Consider the following 26,616-nt stretch of genomic DNA (forward strand, 5'->3'; position numbering starts at 1 on the left):
GTTCCCGATGCCATTGCGGGCATGCAGGCAGGCCCGGCGCAGGCGGCCAAGGGGCAGCAGATCGGCACGCCCAACAAGGATCGTGTGGTTACGCTGGGCGTCCTCAACAAGCGCAACAACCTGACGCAGGACCTGGTGATGAAGCCGGGCGAATCGCGCCGGATTGGCAATCTGGTGGTCAAGGTGGCGACTTGCGAAAAGACGCTGCCCTGGGAAAAGCCGCAGGAAGAGGGCGCGTTCGTTCAGGTCTTCGTTGAGCAGCGCCGGTCTACTGCGGAAAAGCTGGCGTGGAACAAGGTGTTCTCGGGCTGGCTGTTCAAGAACAACCCCGGCGCCAACGTGGTGGAACACCCGGTCTATGACGTCTGGGTCAAGAGTTGCGCGATGAGCTTCCCCGGTGAGGAAGCCAGCCCCGAGGACGACGCGTCGCCCAGCAGGGCGTCCAATGCGTCCGGCAGTGCCAGCACACCGGCACCTGCGGCCTCCCCTGCGGCAACCGCATCCGCGTCGGCCGCCGCCGATCCCGAACCGATCGAGGAACCTGCCGTCGAGCAGTGATCCGGTGTTCTGCGGTCTGCGGCTGTTTGCCCTGCCTGCGCCCTCTGAAGCAGGGCCAGATACGCTTTCTGCGGCATTTCCACCGCGCCCATCGAGGCGAGGTGCGAGGTCATGAACTGGCAGTCGAGCAAGGTGACCCCACCCCGCCGCAGCGCCGCCACCAGCCAGCATAGCGCCACTTTTGACGAATCGCTTGCCTTTGAAAACATCGATTCGCCGCAGAACACCCGGTCGAACCCTACGCCGTAGAGGCCGCCCACCAGCTCGCCTTCGCGCCACACTTCGATGGAATGGGCATGGCCCAGGAAGTGCAGGTTCTCGTAGCTTTCCTGAATGCGGTGGCTGATCCAGCTGCCGCCATCCTCATCCGCGCGCGCGCGCCTTGGCGCGGCGCAGGCGTCCATCACTTGCGAGAAAGCGCGGTTGCAGGTGACCTCGAACCGGCCGCGCTTGAGGCTGCGCGCCAGCGAAGTCGAGACATGCAGCCCGTCAAGCGGCAGGATTGCGCGCAGGCGCGGTTCGATCCAGAAGATTTCCGGATCGTCACGGGCGTCGGACATCGGGAAGATGCCGCTGCGGTAGGCGAGCATCAGGAGTTCCGGCTCGATGATCGGGTTGGACCGGGGAGCGTGCACCGTCACGTCCTAGCAGAACGCACGGCAAAGTGCCAATTGCTGCGCATCGCGAGGCGCATGTGTCATTTGTCCACAATCGCCGCTTGCCATCCACCCAGTCTCCGATTAGAGGCCGCCCAGCCCGCAGGAGTGTAGCTCAGTTGGTAGAGCATCGGTCTCCAAAACCGAGGGCCGTGGGTTCGAGTCCCTCCACTCCTGCCAGCATCTTCCCAAGATCGCGATAATCGCCCCTTCGGGGAGAATCGAGAGGCAAGTCCTGCATGTCGGTGCAGGTCATGCCGTTCAATTGCGGGCCGAGTTGCTTTAACGAGAGCCCGTTCGCCGATTCGGGCACAAGCGGGAAGATCCAGTCGCACATGCACGCCAGCGCGCATCCTGACACCGTAGAGGGCGAAGCCGCCCGGGTAAGCGAAACGTCTGTAAGCGAAGGGTATCTGCGCACGCGCCACGAAGCGCTGTGGATGGGGATCGTGCTGTCGCTGCTGGCGATGCTGCCCGCCATCGTCGCCTGGGCGCCGCAGATGACCGATTATCCGTCGCACCTTGCAGGGTTCAAGGTCATGCTCGATCATGGCCATGACCCGTTCCTGACCCGCTATTTCCTGTTCAAGTGGGAGTGGACGGGCAACCTCGGCGCCGAACTGCTGATGGTGCCGCTGACCCCGCTGCTGGGGCTTGAGGCGGCAGGCCGTTTCATCGTCGCGGCGATCCCGTTCCTGACCGGCATGGCGATCATGGCCGTCGAATGGAGCCTTCGCAAGCGCATCGGGGTTGGCGCGATCCTCGCCTTCGCGATGATCTGGTCGCCCTCGTTCCTGATGGGGTTCCTCAACTACTCGCTGTCCATCGCTTTTGCGCTGTTCGTGCTGGCCGCCTGGGTGCGGCTGGAGAACTGGCGCTGGCGCTGGGCGGTGATGATCCCGGCCAGCTTCGTTGTATGGCTGTGCCATGTCTCGGGCTGGGGCGTGATGGGTGTGCTGATCTTCGGCTACGAATGGTCGAAGCGCAGCGGCTGGCGCGATTGGCGCCCGTTCGTGAAGCCGTGGCCGCTGATCTTCCCGATCCTGCCGATGCTGCTGGGCATGGGCGCCAATTCCAAGGTGTCCTACGGACGCTGGGGCGTGCTCGAGTACAAGTGGCAGATCCTGTACCGGGCGATGCGCAGCTATGACATGACCTTCGACATCGCCAGCCTGTGCGTGGTGGTAGCGGTGATCGCGGCGGCGCTGGTGATCCGGCGGTTCGACGGGCGCGTGGGCTGGGCGGCACTGATCCTGCTGATCCTGACCCTGGTGGTTCCGCGCCAGATCTTCGGCGGCGACTATGCCGACTATCGCCTGAGCACCGCCGCCCTGCTGGTGGCGTGCCTTGCCATCGACTGGCCGGTGCCGCGCTGGGGGCTGGCGCTGGCGGGGCTGCTGTTCTCCGCCCGCATCGCGGTGACCACGGTGGTCTGGTACGAGGATGCGCAGACCGCCCGGCATCTGATCGGCGCCATGGACCACGTGCCCGAAGGCGCCCGCGTGGCGACTGCGATCGCGATTCCGCGCCGGCAGTGGTTCTTCGGTCCTTTCGAGCATTTCGGCAGCTATGCAGTGGTGCGGCGCAGTTCGATGGAGAATTCCAACTTCGCGCTGCCCGACGTGCACATGCTGGCGATGCGCGAGACTCGTTACCGCTTCAACGATCCGACGCAGCGCATCCTCTACAGCGACAGCCAGCGGATCGACCTGCGCAAGTTCAAGCCCGCGCGCCACGCCGACTACCTGTGGTACATCGGCACGAAGGCGCCGGTGGCGATCCCGGACGGGGCGCGGATCGTCTATGCAACGCCTAACTCGTTCCTTGCGCGCCTGCCGGATGCGGTGGACCTTGCAAATCCGGGCGACGGGAGCTAAATCCCCGTCTCCTCCCGACAGGCGGACATCATCAGCCCCTCCCGGCCCCGGCCGGGGCGGCGATGGCCCCTAGGCGGAAGAATCGCAGATTTCCGCGCTCCCCACTGTGGCTGGGACGCGGCATAGTTAGAGAGCGACGTAAGAATGGCCAAGATCACCCCCGGCGAATTCATGCGCCAGGTCCAGGCGGAAACGCGCAAGATCCACTGGCCCTCGCGCCAGGAGACGGTCACCACCGCGATCTTCGTCGGCCTGATGACGGTGCTCCTGGCGGTTTTCTTCCTCGGCATCGACGCGCTGTTCGGCTGGGTCGTCAGCGCGCTGCTGAACGCCCTCTAATCGCCAGAATTCAGGACAAAGAGACAGACATGGCCCGCTGGTACATCATCCACGCCTATTCCGGCTTCGAGAACAAGGTGAAGGAAGCCATCATCACCGAGGCCGAGCGCATCGGCCTTTCGCAGCTCGTCGAGGACGTGCAGGTTCCTTCGGAAACCATTACCGAAGTGAAGCGCGGCAAGAAGATCCAAACCGAGCGCAAGACGATGCCGGGCTACGTCCTCGCCAAGCTGACGCTGAACGACGACGTCTACCACCTGATCAAGAATACCCCGAAGGTCACCGGTTTCCTGGGCGCGAACAACAAGCCGCAGGCCATCAGCGAGACTGAGGCATCGCGCTACTTCGGCGCCGCCGAGGCTGCGGCCGCTACCCCGCGCAAGACCGTCAACATCGATTACGAGATCGGCGATTCGGTCAAGGTGCTGGACGGCCCGTTCGCCAGCTTCAACGGCATCGTCGAGGAACTCGATTTCGACAAGAATCGCGTCAAGGTCGCGGTGTCGATCTTCGGCCGCGCCACCCCGGTGGAGCTGGAATTCGAGCACGTCGAACTCAGCAAGTAAGGCTTTTTCGCCGTCGCACACGATACAGGCGCCCCGCTTCGTGCGGGGCGTTTTGCGTTCGGGAGCGTGGCAGGAGAACGGCATCGTCACGCTGTGAAACCGCCTCTTCCCATGCGCCCGGTTTTCGTATAGGGGCGCGCACTTCGGTGAAGGCGGCCTGCCGTTACCGATTCCCTGCGGGAGGGGCGCTGCTCACACGGTCCCCGCCAAAACCGCTAGACATGAGCGTCGGTTCGCCAATGGGGCAAACGGGCGCGACAGTGTGAAAAGGAGTGGCCCCATGGCCAAGAAGATTACCGGTTACATCAAGCTGCAGGTTCCTGCAGGCAAGGCCAACCCGTCGCCGCCGATCGGTCCGGCTCTGGGTCAGCGCGGCGTGAACATCATGGAATTCTGCAAGGCGTTCAATGCCGCCACGCAGGAACTCGAGAACGGCATGCCGATCCCGACCATCATCACCGTCTACGCTGACCGCAGCTTCACCTTCGTCACGAAGACGCCGCCGGCCACCTTCCTGATCAAGAAGGCCGCTGGCCTGAAGTCGGGTTCGAAGGAGCCGGGCAAGGTTTCCGCCGGAAAGATCCAGCGTTCGAAGCTGTCCGAAATCGCCCAGGTCAAGATGGCCGACCTCAATGCCAACGACATTGAGGCCGCAACGAAGATCATCGAAGGCTCCGCTCGCGCGATGGGCCTCGAAGTGGTGGAGGGCTGAGATCATGGCCAAGCAGACCAAGAACCAGAAGGCTCTCGCAGCCAAGCTCGGTGACAACCTGAAGTTCTACGCCGTCGATGATGCGCTGCAGCTTCTGCGCGACGTCAAGGCGACCAAGTTCGACGAGACCATCGAAGTCGCGATGAACCTGGGCGTCGATCCGCGCCACGCAGACCAGATGGTCCGCGGCATGGTTTCGCTGCCTGCCGGTACCGGCAAGACCGTTCGCGTCGCCGTGTTCGCCAAGGGCGACAAGGCTGCCGAAGCTCTCGCCGCCGGTGCCGACAAGGTTGGCGCCGAAGACCTCATGGAAGACATGCAGGCCGGAAACCTCGACTACGACCGCGTCATCGCCACCCCGGACATGATGGGCGTCGTCGGCCGTCTCGGTAAGCTGCTGGGCCCCAAGGGCCTGATGCCGAACCCGAAGCTGGGCACCGTCACCCCGAACGTCACGCAGGCTGTGAAGGACGCCAAGGGCGGCCAGATCGAGTTCCGCGTCGAAAAGCAGGGTATCATCCACGCCGGTATCGGCAAGATGTCGTTCTCGGACGCCGACCTGAAGACCAACTTCTCGGCCTTCGTCGACGCGATCGTCAAGGCGAAGCCGGCTGGCGCCAAGGGCAAGTACGTCCGCAAGATCTCGCTCTCGTCCTCAATGGGCCCGGGCCTGAAGATCGACACCACCGAGATCGCCGGCGCCTGATTTCAGCGCCGACGTCCACGGACACAGAAGGGCCGGGAGGGAAACCTCCCGGCCTTTTCTTTGGTGCAGGATTATGAGGCTGGGATCACCTCGGACCCGATCCGGATGGCGTCAGAGAGCCAGGTTAGCTGCTGCGTAGCATTCCACCAGATAGGCCAGGGGCCGTTCGTCTGGCAGCACCAGCATGGCGCGGTGGGTCGAAATCGTGTCCGCCGGGCAGTTCTCTGCCGGCCCCATGACGGTCGCCAGAGCCTTGCGCCGGAAACGCAGTGGCGCAACCACTTTGCCGAACGGCACGTTGGTGGAACGCAGCGCTTCGTTCATGGCGGGGGTGAGGCGGCCGGGGACGTACCAGTTCCACGCGACGGACAGCACCGTGCCACCGCAGCTCAGTTGCACATGGCGCAGCGCGATGCCCTCGTCATCGTGAAGACCCAGCCGACCGGGCAATTCCGCGGGCCAGTCCTTGTTGGAGGCGGCGAGCATCCGCGCCGTGATCTTTGGATCAGGGATGCCGCGCTGGCCGCACCATTCCTCCAGCGCCAGCGTAGCGCTGTCATGGCGGGCGAGGGTAGCCTCGAACTGATCGAGCGTAGGAGCGGGCATCGTCGTTGCCATCACGGCAAGCGCTGCAAGCTCAAATCCCACCGGGCACCGCAGGCCGGTCCATGGCGGCAAGACCGTCGATCAGGGCGCACACACAGGCGGCAAGATCATCCGCGCTGACCGAGCGGACCACGAAGTTCGCGCCAGTGCGGCCTTCCGCCCAGAACGGGTAGGAGCCGATCTGGCAGGTTGCGAAAGCCTTTTCCGTATCGCGCAGCAGTCCAGCGACTTCGCTTTCGCCGACCCAGCAGCCGACTGTCTCGGCCAGCAGCGGTGCGCCGCCCTCCAGTTGGCCGGACAGCGCATCGAGCATGCCTGCGGTGATGCTGGGGACGCCCGCCATGATGAACACGTTGCCGATTCGGATGCCGGGGGCGCCGGTGTAGCGATTGGGGATCAGGCTGGCCCCCTCGGGCGTACGCGCCATGCGCAGGCGCGCCTCGGTCAGTCCGCCGCGTGTGGTGTAGTATTCCTCAAGGATCGCGCGGGCCTCGGGATGGACGATCACCGGAACGTCTAGTCCTTCAGCGATGGCGTCTACGGTGATGTCGTCATGGGTGGGGCCGATGCCCCCGGTGGTGAAGCAGTAATCGTTGCGCGCGCGCAGCGTATTGACAGCCTCGACGATGGCGGCGGTTTCGTCGGCCACCACGCGTACTTCCCTGAGGCGGATGCCCTGCACCTGAAGCCAGGATGCGACCTGGGCGATGTTCTTGTCATGCGTGCGGCCAGACAGGATTTCGTCGCCGATGACGACGAGGGCGGCGGTGAAGATTCGCTGCGGAGAAGCCATGCTTGTATCGCTAGGGCAATTGTGTGCCGACCGCCACCCTGCGCAGGCTGGTAAATCCCTGCCATACGGCCAAAAAGAAAGGGCCGGTCCGAAGACCAGCCCTGTAGAAGTTTTGGGAGAGGATGCCTGAAAGGCCCGATCCTTATGTCCGAATCAGACCTTTGCTGCAAATGCGAAAAGATTGAGCAAAGTTGCAAGGAATGCAACTCGAACATTGCGCGGATCGCTACAGGCTTCAGATTGGCCATGTGGCGCGACGGTACGCGGAATCCCAGAACATCCATTCATAACGCGTTGCATGATGGAACGCGCGGGCCATGGCCGCTAGCGTGGATGGTGTCGCCTCGGCTGCGGCTTCATCGACCAGCTGGCACACGCGGTGGGTAGCTTCCCCGAAAGCAGGCGCCGCATAAGTGTCTATCCACGCAGCGTAGGGGTTCGGGGCGGCGGCTCGCGGTTTCACATGGCAACCGACTTCCCAGTAGACCCAGAAGCAGGGCAGGATCCCGGCGATCAGTTCCTCGTAGCTGCGGGTCGCGGCAAGCGCCGTCAGGTAGCTGGTGTAGGCCAGACATTCGGGGCTGGGTTCTGCACAGTGGGCTGTTTCGGCGCTGACGCCGAACTGCGTGAAGAAGGCCTGATGAAGCGCTTCTTCCACCTGCACGGCCACTTTGGCGCCGTCGGAGAATTCCAGCCTTCCCGCAGCGGTCGGCGCACGCGCTGCGGCCAGCGCAAGGGCTCGGGCGTATTCGGCCAGGTACAGGCTATCCTGCACGATGTAGTGGCGGAAGCTCTCCGGTGCCAGCGTGCCATCCGCCAGTTCGATCAGAAACGGATGGTCGAGAATTGCCCGACGTAGCGAAGCGACATCCTCCCAGACCGATTGGCAGAAACTCATGGATGGATTCCCTCTGACGCCGGACATGTATCGGCGGCTTAGGAATCGGATGCAAACACGTCAATCGATGGTCTTTGACGCAGCCAAAAAGAAAGGGCCGGTCCGAAGACCAGCCCTGTATAAGTTTTGGGAGAGGATGCCTGAAAGGCACCCCTCATATGCTGTTCAGAGCCGATTCCCGCAAACGCGCAAAGCGCTATCACAGTTGCATGGCTTGCAACGATCGCGGGCCGTGCGCTGTGTGTCAACTTTGCAGAACGGCTCCGTAAAGGTCGTGCTCGTCCGCATCTTCGACGAGAACTTCAACAATATCACCTACTTGCAAGCCTGCGGCATCGCGCAGAAAGACGTTGCCGTCGATCTCCGGCGCGTCTGCCTGTGAGCGTCCGGTTGCGCCGACGTCACCGTCCTCGTCCGCTTCGCCCACCTCATCAACGATCACCGGCAGCACCCGGCCGACCTTTGCAGCCAGCTTGGCGGCGCTGATCGCGGCGGTCTTTTCCATGATACGCTGGTAGCGTTCTTCCTTGACCGCTTCGGGTACTGCATCGGGCAGGTGATTGGCGGCGGCCCCTTCGACCGGTTCGAAGCGGAAGGCGCCGACGCGGTCGAGTTGCGCTTCGTCCAGCCAGTCCAGCAGGTACTGGAAATCGGCTTCGGTTTCACCGGGGAAGCCGACGACGAAGCTGGAGCGGATCGCGATATCCGGGCAGATTTCGCGCCACTTGTGTATGCGGTCGAGCACCTTGGCCTCGTTGGCCGGGCGCTTCATTGCCTTGAGCACTGACGGTGCGGCGTGCTGGAAGGGGATATCCAGGTACGGCGTGATGAGTCCTTCGGCCATCAGCGGGATGACGTTATCGACGTGCGGGTAGGGGTAGACGTAGTGCAGGCGAACCCACGGCTTGCGGCCTGATGCATCGCGCAAGCCGCCCAGTTCGCGGGCCAGATCGGTCATGTGGGTGCGGACTGCATGGTCCTTCCACATGCGCTCTTCATGGCGGACGTCGACGCCGTACGCCGACGTGTCCTGACTGATCACCAGCAGTTCGCGCGTGCCTGCCTGCACCAGCTTCTCGGCCTCGCGCAGCACCGCGTCGATGCGGCGGCTGGCCAGCTTTCCGCGCAGGCTGGGGATGATGCAGAAGCTGCACGCATGGTTGCAGCCTTCCGAAATCTTAAGATAGCCGTAGTGGCGCGGGGTCAGCTTGACGCCGGCGTCGTCGTAGGCCTGAGGGATCAGGTCGAGGTAGGGCGAGAGTTCGGGCGGCGCCGCTTCGTGCACCGCTTCGACCACTGCCTCGTACTGATGCGCGCCTGTCACCGCGAGAACCTGCGGGAATTTCGCGCGGATCGCCTCGGCCTCGTTGCCCATGCAGCCGGTCACGATGACGCGACCGTTCTCGGCGATAGCCTCGCCGATGGCGGCAAGGCTTTCCTCCTTGGCGGAGTCCAGGAAGCCGCAGGTGTTGACGAGCACGACGTCAGCGCCGGAATAGTCCGGGCTCATGTCGTAGCCGTCCGCGCGCAGGCGGGTGAGGATGCGCTCGGAATCGACGAGCGCCTTGGGGCAGCCGAGGCTGACCATGCCGACTTTCGGCGGGGAGGGGAGTTCGATAGCCATGGGATTGGCGCGCCCGATACCCGCAAATGGGCGCCGAGTCACGAAAAACGAACTTTGCGTGTGATTCGCAAAACTTGCACAAGTGTACGTAGCCTGCAAGACAGGGGCACGCTTGAGGAGATTGGGTGATGGGTCCGGTGAATTGGCTAGCCGTAGTGCTGGCCGCAGCGCTTGCGGTGATCGTGGGGATTGTGTGGAACACCGTGCTGTTCCCTGATCGTCGGCAGATCGCGCGCGGCGATGCGGAGCGGGCCAGCGGGCACGTCACCATGACCGTGGTGTTCCTCATCAGTGCGGCGATGCTGGGCCATGCACTGGCGCGGATCGGCAGCGAGACGCTGGCAATGAAGCCGTGGCTCTACTTCATGCAGAGCGGCGGGCTGGCGATCGCCTTCGTGATGCCCGCGGTGTGGCTGACCCATGCCCGCAGCCGCACCGAACCGATGCGCCGGGTGATCGACTGCGCGTTCTGGCTGGTCGCCTATCTGGCGATGGGCCTGGTATTCTGGTTGCTGGGGTAAGGTCGCGGTGCTTCAGGGTGTGACGGCGATCTCGACGACGACGTCGCCCGCCTGCAGCGCCTGCGCGCCCGGTTCCCAAAAGCCGATGCACTGCTCGCCGCGATAGATTCGCACGCCCTTGCCGGTCTGCAACTGATCGAGCGATTTGCCGATCTCTTCGGGACGTACGGACCGTTCGACCAGTTGAACCCGCCCATCCACTGAGGCGAGGTCGGACATGTAGTCGGCGATGTGCTGGCCTTCGGCGGATCCCGCCAGCAGCAGGCCGGTGAAGCGTACCGGATTGATGACGTTGTCGGCGCCGGCCTGCCGGGCCAGCAATTCGTTGTCGTCGGCGCGGACCACCACGGTGATCGGCACGCCGGGCGCCAGATGGCGCGCCGTTAGCACGATCAGGATCGAGGTATCGTCGCGCCCAGCCGATACCAGGATCGTGCGCGCGGCCTCGATCCGGACGGCGGAGAGCGTTTCGTCGCGCGTAGCGTCGCCTTCCAGCACGTTGCAGCCCTGCTGTTCGGCATGGCGCAGCCGGCCGTACGAAGGATCGACGACGACGATGCAGGCCGGGTCGGTCCCGCGCGCGATCAGTTCCTGCACCGCCTGCGATCCGCTGACGCCGAAGCCCAGCACGACCACGTGGTCTGACAGCCGTTCCTGGATGCGCTTCATGCGCCAGCTCTCCCAGCTATGCTTGATGAAGTAGTTGTAGGCCGTGCCCACGAAGATGAAGATCACGGCAAAGCGGATGGGGGTGACGATGACCGCCTCGATCAGGCGCGACTTGTCGCTGACGGGGGCAATGTCGCCGAAGCCCGTCGTGGTGATCGAGATCATCGTGAAATAGAATACGTCGAGGAAGCTGACGGTCCCGTCGTGCGTGTCCTTCAGCCCGTCGCGGTCGATCCAGTGGATCAGCACCACGAACATCACCAGCGCAAACGCTCCGCCAAGCCGAAGGCCAAGGTCTGCCCAGACCGGCAGATCCACCGCCCGCTTGAGCGGCTTGGTCAACTGGCGAGCCAGCTGCCGGGGGGCGCTGGGCTTGCTCACGGAGCCTTTGGCAGTTGGCCCAGCGGATCGACCGGTCGGCCATCCTGCCGCACTTCGAAATGAAGTTCATCGCCCTTGGCGCGGCCCGTATCGCCGACCAGGCCGATGCGTTCACCCGCCGCGACTTTCCCGCCTTCTTTCACCGTCACGCGGCTAAGAAAGCCGTAGGCGGTGAACCAGCCGTCGCCATGGTCGAGCACCACGAGGTTGCCGAACTGGTCCTTTTCCTCTCCCGCGAACCTGACCGTTCCGGCAGCGGCGGCACTGACCATGGTGCCCTTGGGCGCGGGAATGTCGATGCCATCGTGATAGTCGGACCCGGTGGCGTAGCCGCGCCGTACCGTGCCGGTAAGCGGCCAGGCGAACCGCGCGGACTTTGACGCCGTGGCTGGAGCAGCGGATGCCGGGGGCCTGGCCGCCAACGTCCGGGCGCCGGTCGCGGGTGGGTCGAGCAGGGTGGGGATCAGCAGATTCTGGCCCGGCTTCACCGGCGCATCCGGATCGAGGTTGTTGGCCAGCGCGATCTGTTCCCACGGAACCGCCGTGTCCATCGAGATCGAGAACCCCGTCTCGCCCGCCTTGACCCGGTGGCGGCCCGTGCGCGGAATCTTCAGCTTCTGGCCGACGCGCACGTCATAGGGCGGCTGCAGACCGTTGGCCTCGGCGATCAGCACGCGGGCGACTTTGGCGCGCGCGGCGATGCCGCCTAGCGTTTCACCCGGCGCGACGAGATGCTCGGTTTCGTAATCCGCAGCGCTGGCGGCGATTGGCGCGCGAGCCTCGATCACGCGGGCGGCGCTGGCGACCTGTCTTGCGGCAGGGGCGGCTGCGTCGGCAGCCTTGGCCCCCTGCGTCGATTTCGCAGTTTGTGCCGGCTTGTCCCTGGCTGCAGTTGCCGCCGCCTTTGCCGTCGCAATGTGCGGAATAGCCAGCTTCTGCCCGACCCGGACGACGTAAGGTTCCTTGAGCGCGTTCGCCTTGACGATGGCGCTGGCAGGCACGCCCGCCCGATTGGCGATGCCGTTCAGCGTCTCGCCCGACTGGACGACGTGGACCGTGTCCTTCCCCTCGGGCGCGGCCAGAGCGGGTGTGCTTACAAGCGCCGCCGCCAGGAATAGCGCAGGTTTCATGCGCCAAACTGCCCGGCCAGCGCCTGCAGCGAGGCTTCGTGCGTCAGGTCGAGATGCAGCGGGGTCACCGAAACGTAGCCTTCCGCGATCGCCTCCAGGTCGGTCTGGTGACCGGGTGTGTGTTCGATCCCGTGAAGGCCAAACCAGTAATAGGGAAAGCCACGCGGATCGCGCCCTTCGACCACCGAGCCGCGCGCGTAGTTATGGAAGCCCTGGCGCACCACGCGGATGCCTCTTACGTCGCGGCCGAGCAGCGGGGGGAAGTTGACGTTGACGAGGGTGCGCGGTGCAAACGGCTGATCCAGCAGGGGGCGCAGCACCTTGGCGCCCCATTCCTCGGCCGCGGAAAAGTCGACGCCGTCGCCCAGATCCTCCCGAGAGGGCACCTGGCTAAGCGCGATCGAGCGGATGCCCGCCAGCGCGCCTTCCAGTGCTGCCGAGACAGTGCCCGAATAGGTCACGTCATCGCCCAGATTGGCGCCGCGATTGACGCCCGACAGGATCAGGTCCGGCGGCCCCGGCAGTGCCTTCTTGAGGCCCAGCGTCACCGAATCGGTCGGCGTACCGGTGACCGAGAAGCGTTTTTCCGCATGCTGGCGCATCCGCACCGGGCGGTTGAGTGTCAGCGAATGCCCCGCGCCCGACTGTTCCTCGCTCGGTGCGCAGATCCAGATATCGTCCGAAAGCTGCGCGGCGATCTTCTCCAGCACATAGAGGCCGGGGGCGTTGATGCCGTCGTCGTTGGTGAGGAGAATGCGCATATTCATGCCTTTAACCATATCGCGCGGCAGGCGTCGCGCGGAAATCATGCCCAACTATGTTGGCGCGGTGCTTCGAGACGCCAAAGTTCAGGCGGACGGGGGGCGGGACTCTGCTCCATCCCGTCCGGCCTCCCACGTTTCAAACGCTCCAGAACGTCAGGCCAGCACGTCCAGCGTTTCGATGCCGCCCATCCATGGCCTGAGCGCTGCCGGTACCGTCACCGAACCGTCGGCCTGCTGGTAGTTCTCCAGAACCGCCACCAGCGTGCGTCCCACTGCCAGGCCCGACCCGTTCAGCGTGTGCACAAACTCGGTCTTCTTCGCACCTTCCGGCTTGTAGCGGGCGTTCATCCGGCGCGCCTGATAGTCGCCGCAGTTCGAGATCGAGCTGATTTCACGGTAAGCGCCCTGGCCCGGCAGCCAGACTTCAAGGTCGAACGTCTTGCGCGCCGTGGCGCCCATGTCTCCGGCGCAGAGCAGCACCTTGCGGTAAGGCAGTTCCAGCGCCCGCAGTATGCCCTCGGCAGCGGCAACCATGCGTTCATGCTCGGCCTCGCTCTCCTCCGGGCTGGCGATGGTGACAAGCTCGACCTTCTCGAACTGGTGCTGGCGGATGAACCCGCGCGTGTCGCGGCCCGCTGCGCCTGCCTCCGAACGGAAGCAGGGGGTGAGCGCGGTCATGCGCAGAGGCAGCTGCGTGGGGTCGAGGATGTCGCCGGCCACCGCGTTGGTCAGCGATACTTCGGCAGTGGGGATCAGCCAGCGACCATCGGTTGTGCGGAAGAGGTCTTCGGAGAACTTGGGCAACTGGCCGGTGCCGTAGACGGCTTCGTCCCGGACCAGCAGCGGCACGTTGCATTCCACGAAGCCATTGGTCGCGGTCTGTGTGTCCAGCATGAACTGCGCCAGGGCCCGATGCAGGCGCGCCATCTGCCCCTTGAGGAACGTGAAGCGCGCGCCAGACAGCTTCGCCCCCGTCTCGAAGTCGAGGCCGAGCGCGGGGCCGAGGTCGGCGTGTTCCCTGGGCGTGAAGTCGAAGGTGCGCGGGGTGCCCCAGCGCGCGACCTCGACGTTCTGCGCCTCATCCTCGCCATCAGGGACTTCGGCGACGGGGATGTTGGGCAGGCCCGCAAGCGCGTCCTGCAGCCGGGCTGCAAGATCCTTTTCCTCAGTCTCAAGCGCGGGCAGGGTGTCCTTGAGCGCGGCGACTTCGGCCTTCAATGCTTCTGCCGTTGCGGCATCGCCCGAACCCATCGCCTTGCCGATCGCCCTGGAGGCGTCGTTGCGGCGGTTCTGCCCTTCCTGCAGCCTTGTGGCGACGGCGCGGCGCTGTTCGTCAAGCGCGACGAGCGCGGCGGATACGGGTGCCACGCCGCGGCGGGCAAGGCCGACGTCGAAGGCTTCGGGGTTTTCGCGGATCTGGCGGATGTCGTGCATAGTGCCCGAGCCTATGCCGCCTGCGCCTTTCACCCGCAAGACGAAGCGCGGCGAATGTCGCGGATGTGGAGGCAAAAAACCGCGTCGGCCTCATGCATTCATCGGGTCGTCGCGGGGTGCACGTCCTGTAACCGGGCGTTCATCGTTGCGGTGGCGACAGGGGGCGCATGTCCATTTTACCGCAAACAATTCGCTGCTCTATGAACAAGCACAAGGTCGATCGCCACAAGGTGGAGTGGGACGGGCTGCACTATGTGGGCAAATGCGAAGGGTGCGGCGCCGGCGTCTATCGCATAAGCCACAAGCAATGGCGGCTGCTGGGCCCGGAATGAGCCGTTAGGATAGAGCTGGCGGGAACACCGCTGAACCGGATCACCATCCTCTTCTAAGGATGGTGGGCGCGACAGGGATTGAACCTGTGACCCCACCCGTGTGAAGGGTGTGCTCTACCGCTGAGCTACGCGCCCGCTCCGTTGGCGGAAGCGCGCCTTTAGACAGGGCGGATCGAATTGACAAGCGGTGATTGCAAGATAAATCGCATCGGCATGACTGAAGACACCAACACGCCCGAATCCGCGCCGCAGGCCGCTCCCGTCACCTCCGGTCCGGACGTGCCGCCCGATCATCTGGCGATCAACCCGCGCAGCCCGTTCTTCGATCAGGACAAGCTGCAGCGCGGCGTCGGCATCCGCTTCAAGGGCACCGTGCGCACCAATGTCGAGGAATACAGCATTTCCGAAGGCTGGGTGCGCGTGCAGGCCGGCAAGACGCTGGACCGCAAGGGCAATCCGCTAACCATCAAGCTCGTCGGTCCGGTAGAGGCCTGGTACGAAGATCTCGGCGAGGACGCGCCGGTTGCCAAGAAGGGCTGAGGCTTGCTGCCCAGGGCCGGTCACGCATGGCCGGCCCTGGGCGGCGAAGCGATCAGAAGTTGCCGGCGATGATTGCGCCGATGGGGTCGCTGCGGCGGCCCTTTTTCGTGGCCGGTTTGAGAGTGCCGGGTTTGGCGGCGGCGATCATGGCAGGCGTTGGGCCGAATTGCGCCTTGTCCCGGTCGGGCACGGCATCCTTCAGCCTGGCGCCGGGCCTGGCGTTGTAGATGAAGCCCGAAACCGGCCAGTGCGTGGTGCCCAGGTTGCGTGACGGGCCGTACCAGATCCGCACCTCGCTCCAGTCGTTGTTCGGCGATACGTCCAGCGCCGAGACATTCCGTTCGATTTCGCCGGGGGTGGACCAGTTCGCATGGCTCAGCAGCACGGTGCGCGCGTCGATCACGCGGCTGACCGTCGCGACATGGCCCAGCCTGGAATTGTTGAACGGTTTGATCGCCATCACCGCGCCGACGCGCGGGGCGTTGCCGGTGGCGTAGCGGCCCCGGGCCTGCTGCCACCATGTCCAGGCATCGCCATAGAGCTGGATGCCCGAAGTGGTGCGCGCATAGGGCACGCATTCCAGATGGCCGGGTGCCTTGGGCACGCTTTGCGCCGATCCGGCGTCCGCGTCCACGGCGATGACGGTACTGGCGATGGCCCCGCCCGGCAGTGCGCAGGCGGCGGCAAGCGCCATGGCGGTGATGCTGCGGTAAACCCTCATGAACGCCGTTCTGCCCCCTGAAGATTGACATGCATCTTCGGTGCTTGGTTAACGACGAGGCAGGAAAAGGTTCCGGCCTTTCCCTTGAAATCGCGCGAATCTTGCGGAAAATCGTTTGCAGTCGTTTTAACAGGATGCAGTGGCGAATTGCCGTCAGACTGACTGCGAATCACCGCAACGCTTGCCAAATCCGCCGGAAATGCCCAAGCGGGTGGCATCATGCTTCCCCAAGTCATCATTATCGGCCGGCCCAACGTCGGCAAGTCCACGCTGTTCAACCGACTCGTCGGCAAGAAGCTGGCGCTCGTGGACGACCAGCCCGGTGTCACGCGCGACCGTCGATTCGGCGATGCCGAGCTGCTGGGCCTCAAATTCCAGATAGTCGACACTGCCGGATGGGAGGACGACGAGGCCGAGACTTTGCCCGGTCGCATGCGCAAGCAGACCGAGGCGGCGCTGGAGACGGCGGACGTCGCGCTGTTCGTCGTCGATGCCCGCGCGGGCCTGACGCCGCTCGACGACGAGATCGGCAACTGGCTGCGTTCCTCGCCAGTTCCCGTGATCCTGTTGGCAAACAAGGCCGAAGGCCGTGCAGGCGAGGGCGGGTTGCTGGAAGCCTACTCGCTGGGCCTTGGCGATCCGGTCGGCATCTCTGCCGAGCATGGCGAAGGCATGGCTGACCTCTTTGAGGCGCTGCTGCCTCACCTTGACCCGCTTCAGCCTGAGGAAGACCCGTTCGCCGAGGAACTGGACGACGAAGCGCTGTTGCGTGCGCCGCTCAAGCTGGCGATTGTCGGGCGTCCGAATGCGGGCAAGTCCACGCTCATCAACAAGCTGCTGCGTGAAGACCGGCTGCTGACCGGCCCGGAAGCCGGCATCACCCGCGATTCGATCACCATCCACTGGCAATGGACCGATCCCAAGACCGATGACGTGCGCGAAGTCCACCTCATCGACACCGCCGGCATGCGCAAGCGCGCCAACGTGACCGAGAAACTGGAACGTCTGGCAGTAGCCGATGCGCGCCATGCGATCGACTTCGCCGAAGTGGTGGTCCTGCTGCTCGACGCCACGCGCGGGCTGGAGCATCAGGACCTGACCATCGCCTCCAAGGTGCTGGAGGAAGGCCGCGCGCTGATGATCGCGATCAACAAGTGGGACGTGGCAAAGGATGCCTCGGGCCTGTTTAACGGCATTCGCGCCGCCCTCGACGATGGCCTTGCGCAAGTCCGCGGGCTGCCGCTGCTGGCGGTTTCAGCCCGGACCGGCAAGGGGCTGGACGAGTTGATCGCCGCTGCCTTCTCCATCCGCGAGGCGTGGAACAAGCGCGTGCCGACCTCGGCGCTCAACCGCTGGTTCGACGATGCCCTTTCGGCCAACCCACCCCCGGCGCCGGGCGGCAAGCGCATCAAGCTGCGCTACATCACTCAGGCAAAGACCCGTCCGCCGGGCTTCGTCGTGTTTGGGACGCGGCTTGACCTGCTGCCGGAAAGCTACAAGCGCTATCTGGTCAACGGCATGCGGCGCGAACTGGGCTTTGAATCGGTGCCGATCCGTCTGAACCTGCGCAGCGCGAAGAACCCCTTCGCCAAGGATTGAGCTGTTGTCCCGGACCTGATCCGGGACAACGATGCTTATGACGGGTGGGCCACCGCTTCGTCGGCTGCCTTGGCTGCGGCAGCTTCGGTCTGGACCGGGACGGGGGAACCTTCACGCACCGCCACCTTGGCTTCGCGCCGGTCGCGGTGCTGGTTCCATACCGCGATGAACAGCGCGGCGATCACCGGGCCGATGATGAAGCCATTAAGACCAAACAGTTCCAGCCCGGACAGCGTCGCGATCAGCACGACGAAGTCGGGCAGGCGGGTGTCGCGGCCCACGAGGATCGGGCGCAGCACATTGTCGACCATACCGATGATGAACACGCCGCAGAACACCACGATCCCGGCGTGGACGGTGCTGCCGGTGGCGAAAAGATAGATGGCCACGGGCACCCAGATCGCCGCCGTGCCGATCGCCGGCAGCAGTGAGAAGAAGCCCATCATGACGCCCCAGATCAGCGCACCCTCGATGCCCAGCACGGAGAACAGCAGGCCGCCCAGGAAGCCCTGAACGACAGCGACGACAACTGTGCCGCGCATCGTCGCGCGAACCACCAGCAGGAAGTTGTCGATCAGCGAATCGCGCGTATCGGCATGCAGCGGCAGGCTGGTGCGGACCATCTCGCCATAGCGGTCGCCGTCGCGCAGCAGGAAGTAGCTGAGGTAAAGCATCACGCCCAGCGCCGCGACGAAGCTCAGCGCACCCTGGCCGACCGAAAGCACACGGCCCGCCACCGTCTGCAGGCCGCTGGTGATGCTGGAGCCGAACTGGCGGCGGATCGTCTCGAAATCGTTGAGGCCGTACTCGGAGATCAGGCGGCGCATGCTGGACGGCATGGCGCTCTGCACCTGCTGGAAGATGCGACCGAAGTCGATCTGGCCGCTGGTGATCTTCTGGTAAAGCACGGTCGCTTCGTTGACGAGGCTGATGCCCAGCAGGATCGTGGGGACCACGAACAGCGCGATCAGTCCGAACAGGACGATCGAGGCCGCCAGATTCTTGCGGCCGTTCATCCGGTCGGCCAGTTTGGCGGTCAGCGGCTGGAACATGATCGCCGCCACCACGCCCCACAGAACCGCGCCGAAATAAGGCGCGAGCAGGTAGGCCGCAGCCAGAGAAATCAGCACCACGAGGACGGCGAAGCCGATGTCCTCCGTCTGTAGTCCGCGCTTTTCGTCAGATCCCATTCAGCCCCCTTACAACGCAAAACCGCTCGTGCCATCGGATAAACGACGGCACAAGCGGCGGTTCCCGTCGTGGGGAAATCTGCCTTGCGCAAGCGTTGCGGCGAACACCGCGTGAGCATGTCCTGGCAGACATGCTCACGGCTGGATCATTCCGATTCGCCGGCGGGCTTGCTCTGCAGTTGGCAGTAGTTCTGGATGCCCATGCGGGCGATCATGTCGAACTGCTTTTCCAGGAAGTCGACGTGCTCTTCTTCGCTTTCGAGAATGCGAGCGAAGATTTCACGGCTGACGAAATCGCGCACGGTCTCGCAATGTGCGATGGCTTCCTTGAGCATCGGGATCGCATCGTATTCCAGCGCGAGGTCGGCCTTGAGGATTTCCTCGACCGTCTCGCCGACGCGCAGCTTGCCCAGGTTCTGGAAGTTGGGGAGGCCATCGAGATAGAGGATGCGGTCAGCCAGAACGTCGGCGTGCTTCATCTCATCGATGGATTCGTGACGCTCGTACTCAGCAAGCTTCTTGATGCCCCAGTTGTCCAGCATGCGGTAATGCAGCCAGTACTGGTTGATGGCGGTCAGCTCGTTGAACAGCGCCTTGTTCAGAAATTCGATAACCTTGAGGTCGCCCTTCATCGCGCGGAAACTCCTATGTTGGAGCCGCGGCCTATAATCGGCAATGTCGAGTCGGGCAAGTCAGGTCATGAATTAGGCGGCTGCAGAGATTCCCATTCCTGCCGACGCATGTTCGTCGGCGATGATGTCTTCGGCTTCGTCCAGGCACTGGCGGCACTGCGGAGGCCGACCGATGGCACCGTAGATCGCTTCGGCATTGCCGCGACAACGGCGTGCCGCGCAGCGAAGCTCGGTCTCTCGAATGGCATTGCAGATGCACACGTACATGAGCGAATCCTCTATTCGCCTTCCAATATATGCGAGTGCGAGTGGATCGCAATAGCATATTTGCTAGTCTGGGCGTGGGCGCAGGTTCGGCAAGACCCGGTGTTCGACCAACGACCGCCACAGCCACTCCAGCGGCCCGCGCTGGAAACGGCCTAGCCATGGAGCACTCCAGCCCAGCATCAGGGCCCAGCCGCCAAACACGAAAAGCCATTGGCCGGCGGGTCGCACACTGCCGAACAGGCCAAGGCCCCAGCCATAGAAGATGAACGTCATGACCAGACTGGTCAGCACGTAGTTGCTGAAGGCCATCCGCCCCGCCGACACGATCCGCCGCCCGATCCATGTCGCTCCCGGCCAGGGCGCGGCAAGCACCAGCAACCCGGCATAGCCGATCCCGCCCAGTACATGCGGCATCGCCAGTCCCCACGCGATCGCCGCTTGCATCGCCACGGGCGGAAAGCCGCGCGGCCACGCCCAGCCCAGGAACAGTGCCGTCAGGACGAGCCCGGCGAAAGTGCAGGCCAGCGCCAGCTCCTTCACCCGCCCGCGCGACATGGGGCGGCGCGTGCCGGGTGCGAAGAAGCCGGTGCGATAAAGGACCATCCCGATCAGCATCAGCGGCAGCGTCTCGGAAAAGGCGCCGGATACCATCTGCACCGGCCAGAATGGACGCTCCACCAGCTTGATGCGCAGCAGATCAAGCCAGCCCAGCGCTCCTTCGCGCAGTTCCTGTGCGGCCCAGGCGTGGACCGGCTCCATCCGGGAGGCCAGAAGCCGCAGCTGCGTAGGGTCGGCGACATTGCGGCGAAGGGCGGTCTCGGCTTCGATCGCGGTAGCTGCGTCCAGCATCCCCCAGATATGCCAACCATAATAGAGCGCCAGCGCACTCCATATCAGTATCCGGTCGGGCAGGGGGCGCATCAGCAGCGCCGCGATCCCGCAGGTCGCATAAAGAAACAGGATGTCGCCCCACCACAGCAGCAGATAGTGCGCCAGTCCGAAGAGCAGCAGCCAGCCCAGCCGCCTCAGCTGCAACGCGTCGCCGTCGCGGCCCGCGGCCTCGCACCGTTCGTGGAACAGTACCAGCCCGGCGCCGAACAGCAGCGTGAACAGCGCCCGCATCTTGCCCTCGAAGAAGAGGAACCCGAAGGCCCAGGCAGCTTCGTCAAGTTGGCTCGGAGCGGCAAGGGCGGGGGCGAAACGCGGTGTGATCGCTCCGATCATCGGCCCGGCGAAGCCCGCGATGTTGATCGCCAGAATGCCCAGAACGGCAACGCCCCGGATCAGGTCAAGCGAATGTATCCGCTCCGGCAGGGGGGCGGCGGCGTCTTCCGGAACGATCAGTCCCGGGCCGCTATGCACCCGAAGCCACCGGCGGTCAGGCGGGCGCAGGCGGCATCGGCTTCGGCCTTGGAGCCGAAGCCTGCGGCCTGCAGCTTGGTCAGCTTACCCGCCGGCACCATCATGCGGGGATGCCCGGCAAGTTCGGCGCGGCCCTTGATGCGGTTCCAAAGCGCTTCGGCATTGCCGGTGACGCCAAATGCGCCAAGCTGCACGCGCCAGGGTCCGGCGGCGCGAGGCGCAGCGGCGGGCGCAGGCTTGTGTAAGGCAGGCTTGGCCTGCGGCTTCGCGACAGAAGCGGGGGGCGGGGCAGGGGGCAAGGTGGCTTTTGCCACATGGGGCGCCGCGGATGGCGTCGCGACGGCCATGGTTGGGCCGCTGCCTTGTGTGTCGAGTTCCACCGTCGTGCTCAGGCGCTGGCGGTTCGCCTGCGCTTCGGTCGCCAGCTGCGAGGCCAGGGCCACGCTTTTCTGTCGGTCGGCAAGCGGAATGTGCTGGTCCATCTGCGCCAGCGCGCTTGTCGCCTGCGGCAACCCCGCCTGCTGTGCCAGACTGGCCAGCGCATAAGCGCGGACCCAGTCCCGCTTGACGATGTCGCCGTTGAAGTGGCCCACGCCCAGGATGTACTGCGCACGCGGATCACCGCGCGATGCGGCGGCTTCGACGTAAGGCAGGGCGTGCAGGCGTTCACCGCGCTGGAAAAGCAGCAGGCCGTAGGCGTCTGCCGCCTGCGGATGCCCCTTGGCAGCGGCCTGTCCGTAAAGCGCTTCTGCCTTGCCAAGGTCCAGCGGCTCTCCGCGGCCAAGCTTGTACGCCTGCGCCAGATTGAACATCGCGTCGGGATCACCCCTGTCGGCCAGCGGCTGCCATTCGCGGATGGCGGCGGCGTAATCGCCGGTGGACCACGCATCGACGCCTGCCTTCACGTCCGCACCGGCAGGCGCTGCAGCCAGCGCCAGCGCAGCGGCAAGAACTGTGGTCGCGGGGGTAAAACTCTTGCTCACTGCCTGCCTTGCGTCCGGAATTGCCCCATCGATATCCCATGTAAGCTTAACAGGCAGCCGGATGCCAGCACCAAGCGCCGCTAAGGTCAAACGGGATCTTGCATCATGCCTAGGATCGAAGAGTTAACGGGCAGTGCACGGCAGTGGCACGCGTGCTTCATGCATGGCGCAATTGCGACCGACAACTTAGGCAATTAACCGTAAATTAGGAACGATCAGGCACTCCCTTCTGCGGGCACTGCGTGTCCGCTCATGGGGGTTCACGGTTTTGCGCGTTTTGGCATTGGCATCGCAGAAGGGCGGCTCGGGCAAGACGACGCTGTCCGGACACCTGGCGGTAGAGGCCGAACGCGCCGGAGCCGGGCCGGTCGTGCTGATCGACATCGATCCCCAGGGCTCCCTTTCCGACTGGTGGAACGAGCGCGAGGCGGACACCCCCGCCTTTGCTCGCACTACCGTGGCACGACTTGCCGCAGACCTGCAGACGCTGCGCCAGCAGGGCTTCAGGCTCGCCGTCATCGACACCCCGCCTGCGATCACCCTGGCGATCCAGAGCGTCATCGCGGTGGCCGAACTGATCGTCATCCCGACCCGGCCCAGTCCGCATGATCTGCGCGCGGTGGGCGCTACGGTCGATCTGTGCGAGCGGTCCGGCAAACCGCTGGTCTTCGTGGTCAACGGCGCCACGCCCAAGGCTCGGATCACCGCAGAGGCCGCCGTCGCGCTTTCACAGCATGGCACCGTGGCCCCCGTCACCGTCCACCAGCGCACGGATTTCGCAGCCTCGATGATCGATGGCCGCACCGTGATGGAGATCGATCCGAACGGGCGCTCCACCGCTGAGATGGCAGCGCTGTGGGCCTATGTGGCCGACCGTCTCGAAAAGAATTTCCGCCGCACGATCTTCGCTGCGCCCCCTGCCGGCCATTCAGCGCCGGGGCCCGTGGGGCCAAGTGCGCTGCGCCCGGTGGGCGGCTTCGGTCGCCGCGTGCCGGCATGATTTTTCAAGGAAGCATGATGAAGAACCGCCCCTCCAGCAGTGCCCGCACCGCCGGCTTCACCTTGTGCTCGGCCATGGTCGCTGCGCTGCTTGCGGGCTGTGCAGGCGGGCACACGGGCATGGCCAGCACCAGTGCGGCGCACGGTGAGGCGATGCCGGGTACTCCCGGCGATGCCGAACTGGCGAAGATCGAGGGCCGCGTAGCGAAATCTCCACGCAATGCCGCGGCGCGCGTGGCGCTGGCGCAGGGCTACCTTGCTGCCGGCCGCTTCGAATCTGCGACGCAGACGTTCGAGGATGCCGTGGTTTTGGGCGACATGACCGCGCGGACCGGGCTGAGCCTGGCGCTGTCCTACATCGGTTCGGGCCGCAACGCGCAGGCGCTGGAGGTGCTGGCGCGCCATGCGCAACAACTGCCCGTGAGCGACTACGGCCTTGCCGTGGCGCTGGCAGGGCATCCGGCCGAAGCCGTTGCCGTGCTGTCCGAGGCGGTCAAGAGCGGTGCCAATAATCCCAAGACGCGCCAGAACCTGGCCTATGCCTATGCGCTGGACGGGCGTTGGGCAGAGGCACGGGTGGTCGCGTCGCAGGACGTTTCCGGTGAGGAACTGGATGCCCGCCTGCAGGAATGGGCCGGCAATGCGCGGCCCGGCCTTGCTCGCAAGCGGGTGGCCGGACTGCTGGGCACGCCGCTGCGAGCTGATCCGGGGCAGCCGGTGGCGCTGGCCCTGAACGGCGTTCCCGATACCGCGCCCCGCGCCCTGATGGCAGCGGCGGAGCCGGTTGCGCCCGCAGCACCTTTGGGTGAACTGCCGGCGATGCAGGAACCCGAACAGATGTCGGACGCACCGGCCTTTGCCGATGTTCCTGCACGGAGTGCGCCGATTCCGCGCGTCGCGCTTGGCGCGCCTACCGCCCCGCGCAGCACGATTGAGCGGGCGTTCGATGGCAGTCTCGCCAAGGCGCAGAAGGCTCCGGTGCGCAAATCGGCAACCCCGGTGGCGAGCGTCGCTGCAAAGGCTGCTCCGGCAGCGGGCGGCCATGTGGTGCAGTTGGGTTCCTTCAGTTCGATGGACGGTGCCCGGCGCGCCTGGGCGATCTTCCAGCGGCGCGACCCGTCGCTGCGCGGGCACACCATGCGCATCACCGAAGCGGACGTGAACGGCCGTCGCTACTACCGGGTCGCCGCCGAAGGCTTTGCGCGCGGTGCAGCGCAGTCGATGTGCTCGACTGTCAAGGGTCGGGGCGGCGAATGCCTGGCTTACGAAGGATCGCGCGCCGGCTCCGGCACAGCGACGAAGCGCGAGGGGCGGGCGGTGCTGGCGAGCCGCTGATCGGCTTTGGCCCGACTGCCGGGGGGCCTATCCTGCTCCCCGTTGCGATGCCAAGATGAGGTCACTTCGGCCATCGCCACTACGCTGTGCTCAGCGCGAGACGGCGATGGCAGATGGAGCCCGGGGCGTCTTGGGGACGAGGGGAGACGCGGCAATCCCGCACCCCTCGCGTTCTTAGCTTAGCCGCCGACCTTCTTGGTTCGCACCGCGATGCCGCCCTTGAACAGCGCCAGCACACGCCCCTGAACCGGCTGACGATCGAACGGCGTGTTGCCCGCAGCAGCGGCCATCTTGTCCGAATTGACGATCCACGGGCGTTCGGGATCAAGCACGGCGATGTCCGCCTCTGCACCCACCGCCAGTCGTCCGGCATCGACGCCGAGCAGCCTTGCCGGATTGCCAGCGATCAACTCGAACGCGCGCGCCATGTCGATCACGCCGTCGCGAACGAGGTTCAGCGTCAGTGGCAATAGCGTCTCCGCGCCGGCCATGCCGGGGGCCGAATCGCTGAACGGCAGGCGCTTGTCCTCTGGACCGCGGGGATCATGGCCCGATGCGATGACGTCGATCGTACCGTCGGCGATGGCGGCGACCAGGGCCTGCCGGTCCGCCTCGCAGCGCAGCGCGGGCGACAGATGCGTGAACGTGCGGAATGCTCCGATCGCAAGGTCGGAGAGCATGAAGTAGGCGGGGCTGACACCCGCCGTCACCTTCAGCCCGCGTGTCTTTGCAGCGCGCACGAGGTCCAGCCCGGCGGCGGTCGTCACGTTGCGGAAGTGGATCGCCGCATTTGCCATTTCAGCCAGCGCGATGTCGCGGGCAATCGCCAGCGCCTCTGCCTGGGCAGGCGCGCTGGGCAGGCCCAGACGGGTCGCCATTTCTCCGGCGGTGGCAACGGCATTGCCGACAATACCGGCGTCCTCGGCGTGGGCGATGACGACCATACCCAGCATCCCGGTATACTGCAGCAGCCGTAGCATCGTACCCGAATCGCCGACCCAGCGCCGCCCGGTGGCGACGGCGCGGGCGCCCGCATCACGCATCATCGCGATCTCGGCCAGTGCCTTGCCCTCCAGCCCCTGCGTCGCGGCGGCAAGCGGATGGACCCAGAAGTCCGGCTTGCCCGACTGCGCGGCGAAACGCACCCGCGCCGACACGTCGAGCGGCGGGTTCTGGTCCGGCATGAGCGCCGCGCGGGTGATCCCGCCGAAGTGGAACGCGGGCTTGTCGATCGCGAAGACGCCGATGTCGACAAGGCCGGGGGCGACGATCTGGCCGCGCGCGTCATGCACGGTGTCGCCGTCCTGCGGCGCAACGTCCGCACCGATGGCGGTGATGAACCCGCCTTCCGCCCGGACCGCGCCGGGCCGAATCGAGCCGTCGGGCAGCAGCAGGCGGCCGCCGATGACGGTCAGGGGTGCGTGCGCGCTCATGCCCAGCCCTCCATCTTGCGGCCTTTTCGGGTGAGCACGTCCAGGCAGGCCATGCGGATGGCGACGCCCATTTCGACCTGCGTGGTAATCATCGATCGCTCCACATGGTCGGCGACGTTGCTGTCGATCTCGATACCGCGGTTCATCGGGCCGGGGTGCATGACCAGTGCGTTCGATTCGGCGAGTTCCAGCCGCTCCAGCGTCAGGCCGTAGAGATGGCGATATTCACGCGGGGAAGGAATGAACTGGCCCTCCATTCGCTCCATCTGCAGGCGCAGCATCATCACTACGTCGGCCCCCTTCAGCGCCGCATCGAAATCGTGGAACACCTTCACGCCCATCTGCTCGATGTCGGCGGGCATCAGCGCGGGCGGCGCGCAAACGCGCACTTCGGCGCCAAGCGAGGCCAGACACAGGATGTTGGATCGCGCTACGCGGCTATGCAGGATGTCGCCGCAGATCGTCACGCGCAGGCCGTTGAAGGCTCGCTTGGCCTGCCGGATGGTCAGCGCATCCAGCAGCGCCTGTGTGGGGTGTTCGTGCTGGCCGTCACCGGCATTGAGCACCGGGCAGTCCACCTTGTCCGCGATCAGCTGCACCGCGCCCGAACTGGCATGGCGGATGACGATGGCGTCGGCGCGCATGGAATTTAGCGTCATCGCCGTGTCGATCAGCGTCTCGCCCTTCTTCACGCTGGACGTGGCGACGGCCATGTTCACCACGTCCGCGCCAAGGCGCTTGCCTGCGATCTCGAAGCTCAGCAGCGTGCGCGTCGAATTCTCGAAGAAGGCGTTTATGATCGTCATGCCGGACAGGAGTTCGCGCCGCTTCTGCGCGCCCCGGTTCATCTCGACCCACTGTTCCGCCTCATCGAGCAGGAACCAGATCTGGTGCGGAGCAAGGCCCGCGATGCCCGTGAGGCCGCGATGCGGAAAGGCGAGGGCGCCTGCCGGATAGGTATATTCTGGGGATGTCATCAAAGACCATGC

At 65.1% G+C, this 26,616-nt stretch carries 29 protein-coding genes, 2 tRNA genes and 1 pseudogene; 13 read left to right on the forward strand and 19 right to left on the reverse strand.

The genetic code is table 11. The annotated features are described in order from the left end of the window. Positions 1–138: 138 nt before the first annotated feature. Positions 139–321, forward strand: a pseudogene (locus GGR40_RS11975) (DUF2155 domain-containing protein); the annotation flags it as partial. Positions 322–356: 35 nt separating this feature from the next. On the opposite strand, the gene aat reads toward GGR40_RS11975, so the two are convergent. Beyond that, the gene (gene aat, locus GGR40_RS11980; RefSeq protein ID WP_429276546.1) at positions 357–1,193 is read right to left on the reverse strand and encodes a leucyl/phenylalanyl-tRNA--protein transferase; all 837 of its coding nucleotides are present in this window, start codon (positions 1,191–1,193) and stop codon (positions 357–359) included. A gap of 125 nt (positions 1,194–1,318) precedes the next feature. Between aat and GGR40_RS11985 the strand changes: the two genes are divergently transcribed. The 6 genes from GGR40_RS11985 to rplA all read left to right on the forward strand — a co-directional run bounded on the left by GGR40_RS11985 (position 1,319) and on the right by rplA (position 5,414). Then, positions 1,319–1,394: transfer RNA gene (locus tag GGR40_RS11985), tRNA-Trp, on the forward strand. 59 nt (positions 1,395–1,453) lie between these two features. Next, the gene (locus tag GGR40_RS11990; RefSeq protein WP_429276461.1) at positions 1,454–3,091 is read left to right on the forward strand and encodes a hypothetical protein; all 1,638 of its coding nucleotides are present in this window, start codon (positions 1,454–1,456) and stop codon (positions 3,089–3,091) included. Between the two features lie 144 nt (positions 3,092–3,235). Further along, positions 3,236–3,430, forward strand: coding sequence for a preprotein translocase subunit SecE (secE, locus tag GGR40_RS11995; RefSeq protein ID WP_008830820.1), 195 nt, complete (start codon positions 3,236–3,238; stop codon positions 3,428–3,430). A 29-nt stretch (positions 3,431–3,459) separates the two neighbouring features. After that, positions 3,460–3,996, forward strand: coding sequence for a transcription termination/antitermination protein NusG (nusG, locus tag GGR40_RS12000; protein WP_429276462.1), 537 nt, complete (start codon positions 3,460–3,462; stop codon positions 3,994–3,996). 280 nt (positions 3,997–4,276) lie between these two features. Continuing rightward, on the forward strand, positions 4,277–4,708 hold the full coding sequence (rplK, locus tag GGR40_RS12005; RefSeq protein ID WP_429276463.1) for a 50S ribosomal protein L11: 432 nt from the start codon (positions 4,277–4,279) through the stop codon (positions 4,706–4,708). Positions 4,709–4,712: 4 nt separating this feature from the next. Then, the gene (gene rplA / locus GGR40_RS12010) at positions 4,713–5,414 is read left to right on the forward strand and encodes a 50S ribosomal protein L1 (RefSeq protein WP_429276464.1); all 702 of its coding nucleotides are present in this window, start codon (positions 4,713–4,715) and stop codon (positions 5,412–5,414) included. 111 nt (positions 5,415–5,525) lie between these two features. On the opposite strand, the gene GGR40_RS12015 is transcribed toward rplA, so the two are convergent. The 4 genes from GGR40_RS12015 to rimO form a co-directional block, all read right to left on the reverse strand. Then, positions 5,526–6,020, reverse strand: a complete 495-nt coding sequence (locus GGR40_RS12015) for a hypothetical protein (protein ID WP_429276465.1) — start codon at positions 6,018–6,020, stop codon at positions 5,526–5,528. 31 nt (positions 6,021–6,051) lie between these two features. Beyond that, a complete protein-coding gene (locus GGR40_RS12020; protein ID WP_429276466.1) occupies positions 6,052–6,813 on the reverse strand; it encodes a competence/damage-inducible protein A in 762 nt (253 codons plus the stop codon). A gap of 235 nt (positions 6,814–7,048) precedes the next feature. Continuing rightward, complete coding sequence (gene tenA / locus GGR40_RS12025; RefSeq protein ID WP_429276467.1) at positions 7,049–7,711, reverse strand: thiaminase II; 663 nt, start codon at positions 7,709–7,711, stop codon at positions 7,049–7,051. Positions 7,712–7,955: 244 nt separating this feature from the next. Next, positions 7,956–9,335: a 30S ribosomal protein S12 methylthiotransferase RimO gene (rimO, locus tag GGR40_RS12030; protein ID WP_429276468.1), complete on the reverse strand. Its 1,380-nt coding sequence runs from the start codon at positions 9,333–9,335 to the stop codon at positions 7,956–7,958. Positions 9,336–9,463: 128 nt separating this feature from the next. Between rimO and GGR40_RS12035 the strand changes: the two genes are divergently transcribed. Next, complete coding sequence (locus tag GGR40_RS12035; RefSeq protein ID WP_429276469.1) at positions 9,464–9,856, forward strand: DUF1761 domain-containing protein; 393 nt, start codon at positions 9,464–9,466, stop codon at positions 9,854–9,856. A gap of 12 nt (positions 9,857–9,868) precedes the next feature. Here GGR40_RS12035 and GGR40_RS12040 read toward each other — a convergent pair whose 3' ends face one another. From GGR40_RS12040 to serS, 4 genes are all read right to left on the reverse strand, one after another. Then, a complete protein-coding gene (locus GGR40_RS12040; protein WP_429276470.1) occupies positions 9,869–10,906 on the reverse strand; it encodes a potassium channel family protein in 1,038 nt (345 codons plus the stop codon). After that, positions 10,903–12,036 (reverse strand): LysM peptidoglycan-binding domain-containing protein, encoded by a 1,134-nt coding sequence (locus GGR40_RS12045; RefSeq protein WP_429276471.1) that lies wholly within the window; start codon positions 12,034–12,036, stop codon positions 10,903–10,905. Before GGR40_RS12045 ends, GGR40_RS12040 begins: the two co-directional genes overlap by 4 nt. Beyond that, the gene (gene surE / locus GGR40_RS12050; RefSeq protein WP_429276547.1) at positions 12,033–12,797 is read right to left on the reverse strand and encodes a 5'/3'-nucleotidase SurE; all 765 of its coding nucleotides are present in this window, start codon (positions 12,795–12,797) and stop codon (positions 12,033–12,035) included. Before surE ends, GGR40_RS12045 begins: the two co-directional genes overlap by 4 nt. Before the next feature lie 156 nt (positions 12,798–12,953). Then, the gene (gene serS, locus GGR40_RS12055) at positions 12,954–14,234 is read right to left on the reverse strand and encodes a serine--tRNA ligase (RefSeq protein ID WP_429276472.1); all 1,281 of its coding nucleotides are present in this window, start codon (positions 14,232–14,234) and stop codon (positions 12,954–12,956) included. A gap of 200 nt (positions 14,235–14,434) precedes the next feature. Here serS and GGR40_RS12060 point away from each other — a divergent pair, with 200 nt between their 5' ends. Further along, on the forward strand, positions 14,435–14,566 hold the full coding sequence (locus GGR40_RS12060; RefSeq protein WP_429276473.1) for a hypothetical protein: 132 nt from the start codon (positions 14,435–14,437) through the stop codon (positions 14,564–14,566). A gap of 60 nt (positions 14,567–14,626) precedes the next feature. Here the strand turns inward: GGR40_RS12060 and GGR40_RS12065 are convergent. Next, positions 14,627–14,701, reverse strand: a tRNA-Val gene (locus tag GGR40_RS12065). Positions 14,702–14,779: 78 nt separating this feature from the next. Here GGR40_RS12065 and GGR40_RS12070 point away from each other — a divergent pair. Beyond that, positions 14,780–15,106: a DUF3297 family protein gene (locus GGR40_RS12070; protein WP_429276474.1), complete on the forward strand. Its 327-nt coding sequence runs from the start codon at positions 14,780–14,782 to the stop codon at positions 15,104–15,106. A 52-nt stretch (positions 15,107–15,158) separates the two neighbouring features. Here GGR40_RS12070 and GGR40_RS12075 read toward each other — a convergent pair whose 3' ends face one another. Both GGR40_RS12075 and GGR40_RS12080 read right to left on the reverse strand, forming a co-directional pair. Then, a complete protein-coding gene (locus GGR40_RS12075; RefSeq protein ID WP_429276475.1) occupies positions 15,159–15,827 on the reverse strand; it encodes a CHAP domain-containing protein in 669 nt (222 codons plus the stop codon). Next, positions 15,824–16,048, reverse strand: a complete 225-nt coding sequence (locus GGR40_RS12080) for a hypothetical protein (protein WP_429276476.1) — start codon at positions 16,046–16,048, stop codon at positions 15,824–15,826. The genes GGR40_RS12075 and GGR40_RS12080 overlap by 4 nt, the downstream gene beginning before the upstream one ends. Between GGR40_RS12080 and der the strand changes: the two genes are divergently transcribed. Continuing rightward, positions 16,047–17,426, forward strand: a complete 1,380-nt coding sequence (gene der, locus GGR40_RS12085; protein WP_429276477.1) for a ribosome biogenesis GTPase Der — start codon at positions 16,047–16,049, stop codon at positions 17,424–17,426. The genes GGR40_RS12080 and der overlap by 2 nt on opposite strands. Positions 17,427–17,461: 35 nt before the next feature. Here the strand turns inward: der and GGR40_RS12090 are convergent, their stop codons facing one another. From GGR40_RS12090 to GGR40_RS12110, 5 genes are all read right to left on the reverse strand, one after another. Then, positions 17,462–18,616 carry an AI-2E family transporter gene (locus GGR40_RS12090; RefSeq protein WP_429276478.1) on the reverse strand — a complete coding sequence of 385 codons (1,155 nt, stop codon included), beginning with the start codon at positions 18,614–18,616 and terminating at the stop codon, positions 17,462–17,464. Between the two features lie 146 nt (positions 18,617–18,762). After that, the gene (bfr, locus tag GGR40_RS12095; RefSeq protein ID WP_429276479.1) at positions 18,763–19,248 is read right to left on the reverse strand and encodes a bacterioferritin; all 486 of its coding nucleotides are present in this window, start codon (positions 19,246–19,248) and stop codon (positions 18,763–18,765) included. Positions 19,249–19,320: 72 nt separating this feature from the next. After that, positions 19,321–19,515: a (2Fe-2S)-binding protein gene (locus tag GGR40_RS12100; protein WP_429276480.1), complete on the reverse strand. Its 195-nt coding sequence runs from the start codon at positions 19,513–19,515 to the stop codon at positions 19,321–19,323. A 63-nt stretch (positions 19,516–19,578) separates the two neighbouring features. Further along, on the reverse strand, positions 19,579–20,877 hold the full coding sequence (locus tag GGR40_RS12105; protein WP_429276481.1) for a DUF418 domain-containing protein: 1,299 nt from the start codon (positions 20,875–20,877) through the stop codon (positions 19,579–19,581). Next, positions 20,856–21,860, reverse strand: coding sequence for an SPOR domain-containing protein (locus tag GGR40_RS12110; RefSeq protein ID WP_429276482.1), 1,005 nt, complete (start codon positions 21,858–21,860; stop codon positions 20,856–20,858). Before GGR40_RS12110 ends, GGR40_RS12105 begins: the two co-directional genes overlap by 22 nt. A gap of 268 nt (positions 21,861–22,128) precedes the next feature. On the opposite strand from GGR40_RS12110, the gene GGR40_RS12115 reads away from it, so the two are divergent. Further along, positions 22,129–22,860, forward strand: a complete 732-nt coding sequence (locus GGR40_RS12115; RefSeq protein WP_429276483.1) for an AAA family ATPase — start codon at positions 22,129–22,131, stop codon at positions 22,858–22,860. Positions 22,861–22,874: 14 nt separating this feature from the next. Then, on the forward strand, positions 22,875–24,194 hold the full coding sequence (locus GGR40_RS12120) for an SPOR domain-containing protein (protein WP_429276484.1): 1,320 nt from the start codon (positions 22,875–22,877) through the stop codon (positions 24,192–24,194). 179 nt (positions 24,195–24,373) lie between these two features. On the opposite strand, the gene GGR40_RS12125 is transcribed toward GGR40_RS12120, so the two are convergent. Both GGR40_RS12125 and GGR40_RS12130 read right to left on the reverse strand, forming a co-directional pair. Next, positions 24,374–25,627 (reverse strand): dihydroorotase, encoded by a 1,254-nt coding sequence (locus GGR40_RS12125; protein ID WP_429276485.1) that lies wholly within the window; start codon positions 25,625–25,627, stop codon positions 24,374–24,376. Then, entirely contained in the window at positions 25,624–26,604 is a 981-nt protein-coding gene (locus tag GGR40_RS12130; RefSeq protein ID WP_429276486.1) for an aspartate carbamoyltransferase catalytic subunit, read from the reverse strand. Before GGR40_RS12130 ends, GGR40_RS12125 begins: the two co-directional genes overlap by 4 nt. Between the last annotated feature and the right edge of the window lie 12 nt (positions 26,605–26,616).

Source organism: Novosphingobium gossypii (assembly GCF_050433305.1).
Taxonomy (GTDB): domain Bacteria; phylum Pseudomonadota; class Alphaproteobacteria; order Sphingomonadales; family Sphingomonadaceae; genus Novosphingobium; species Novosphingobium gossypii.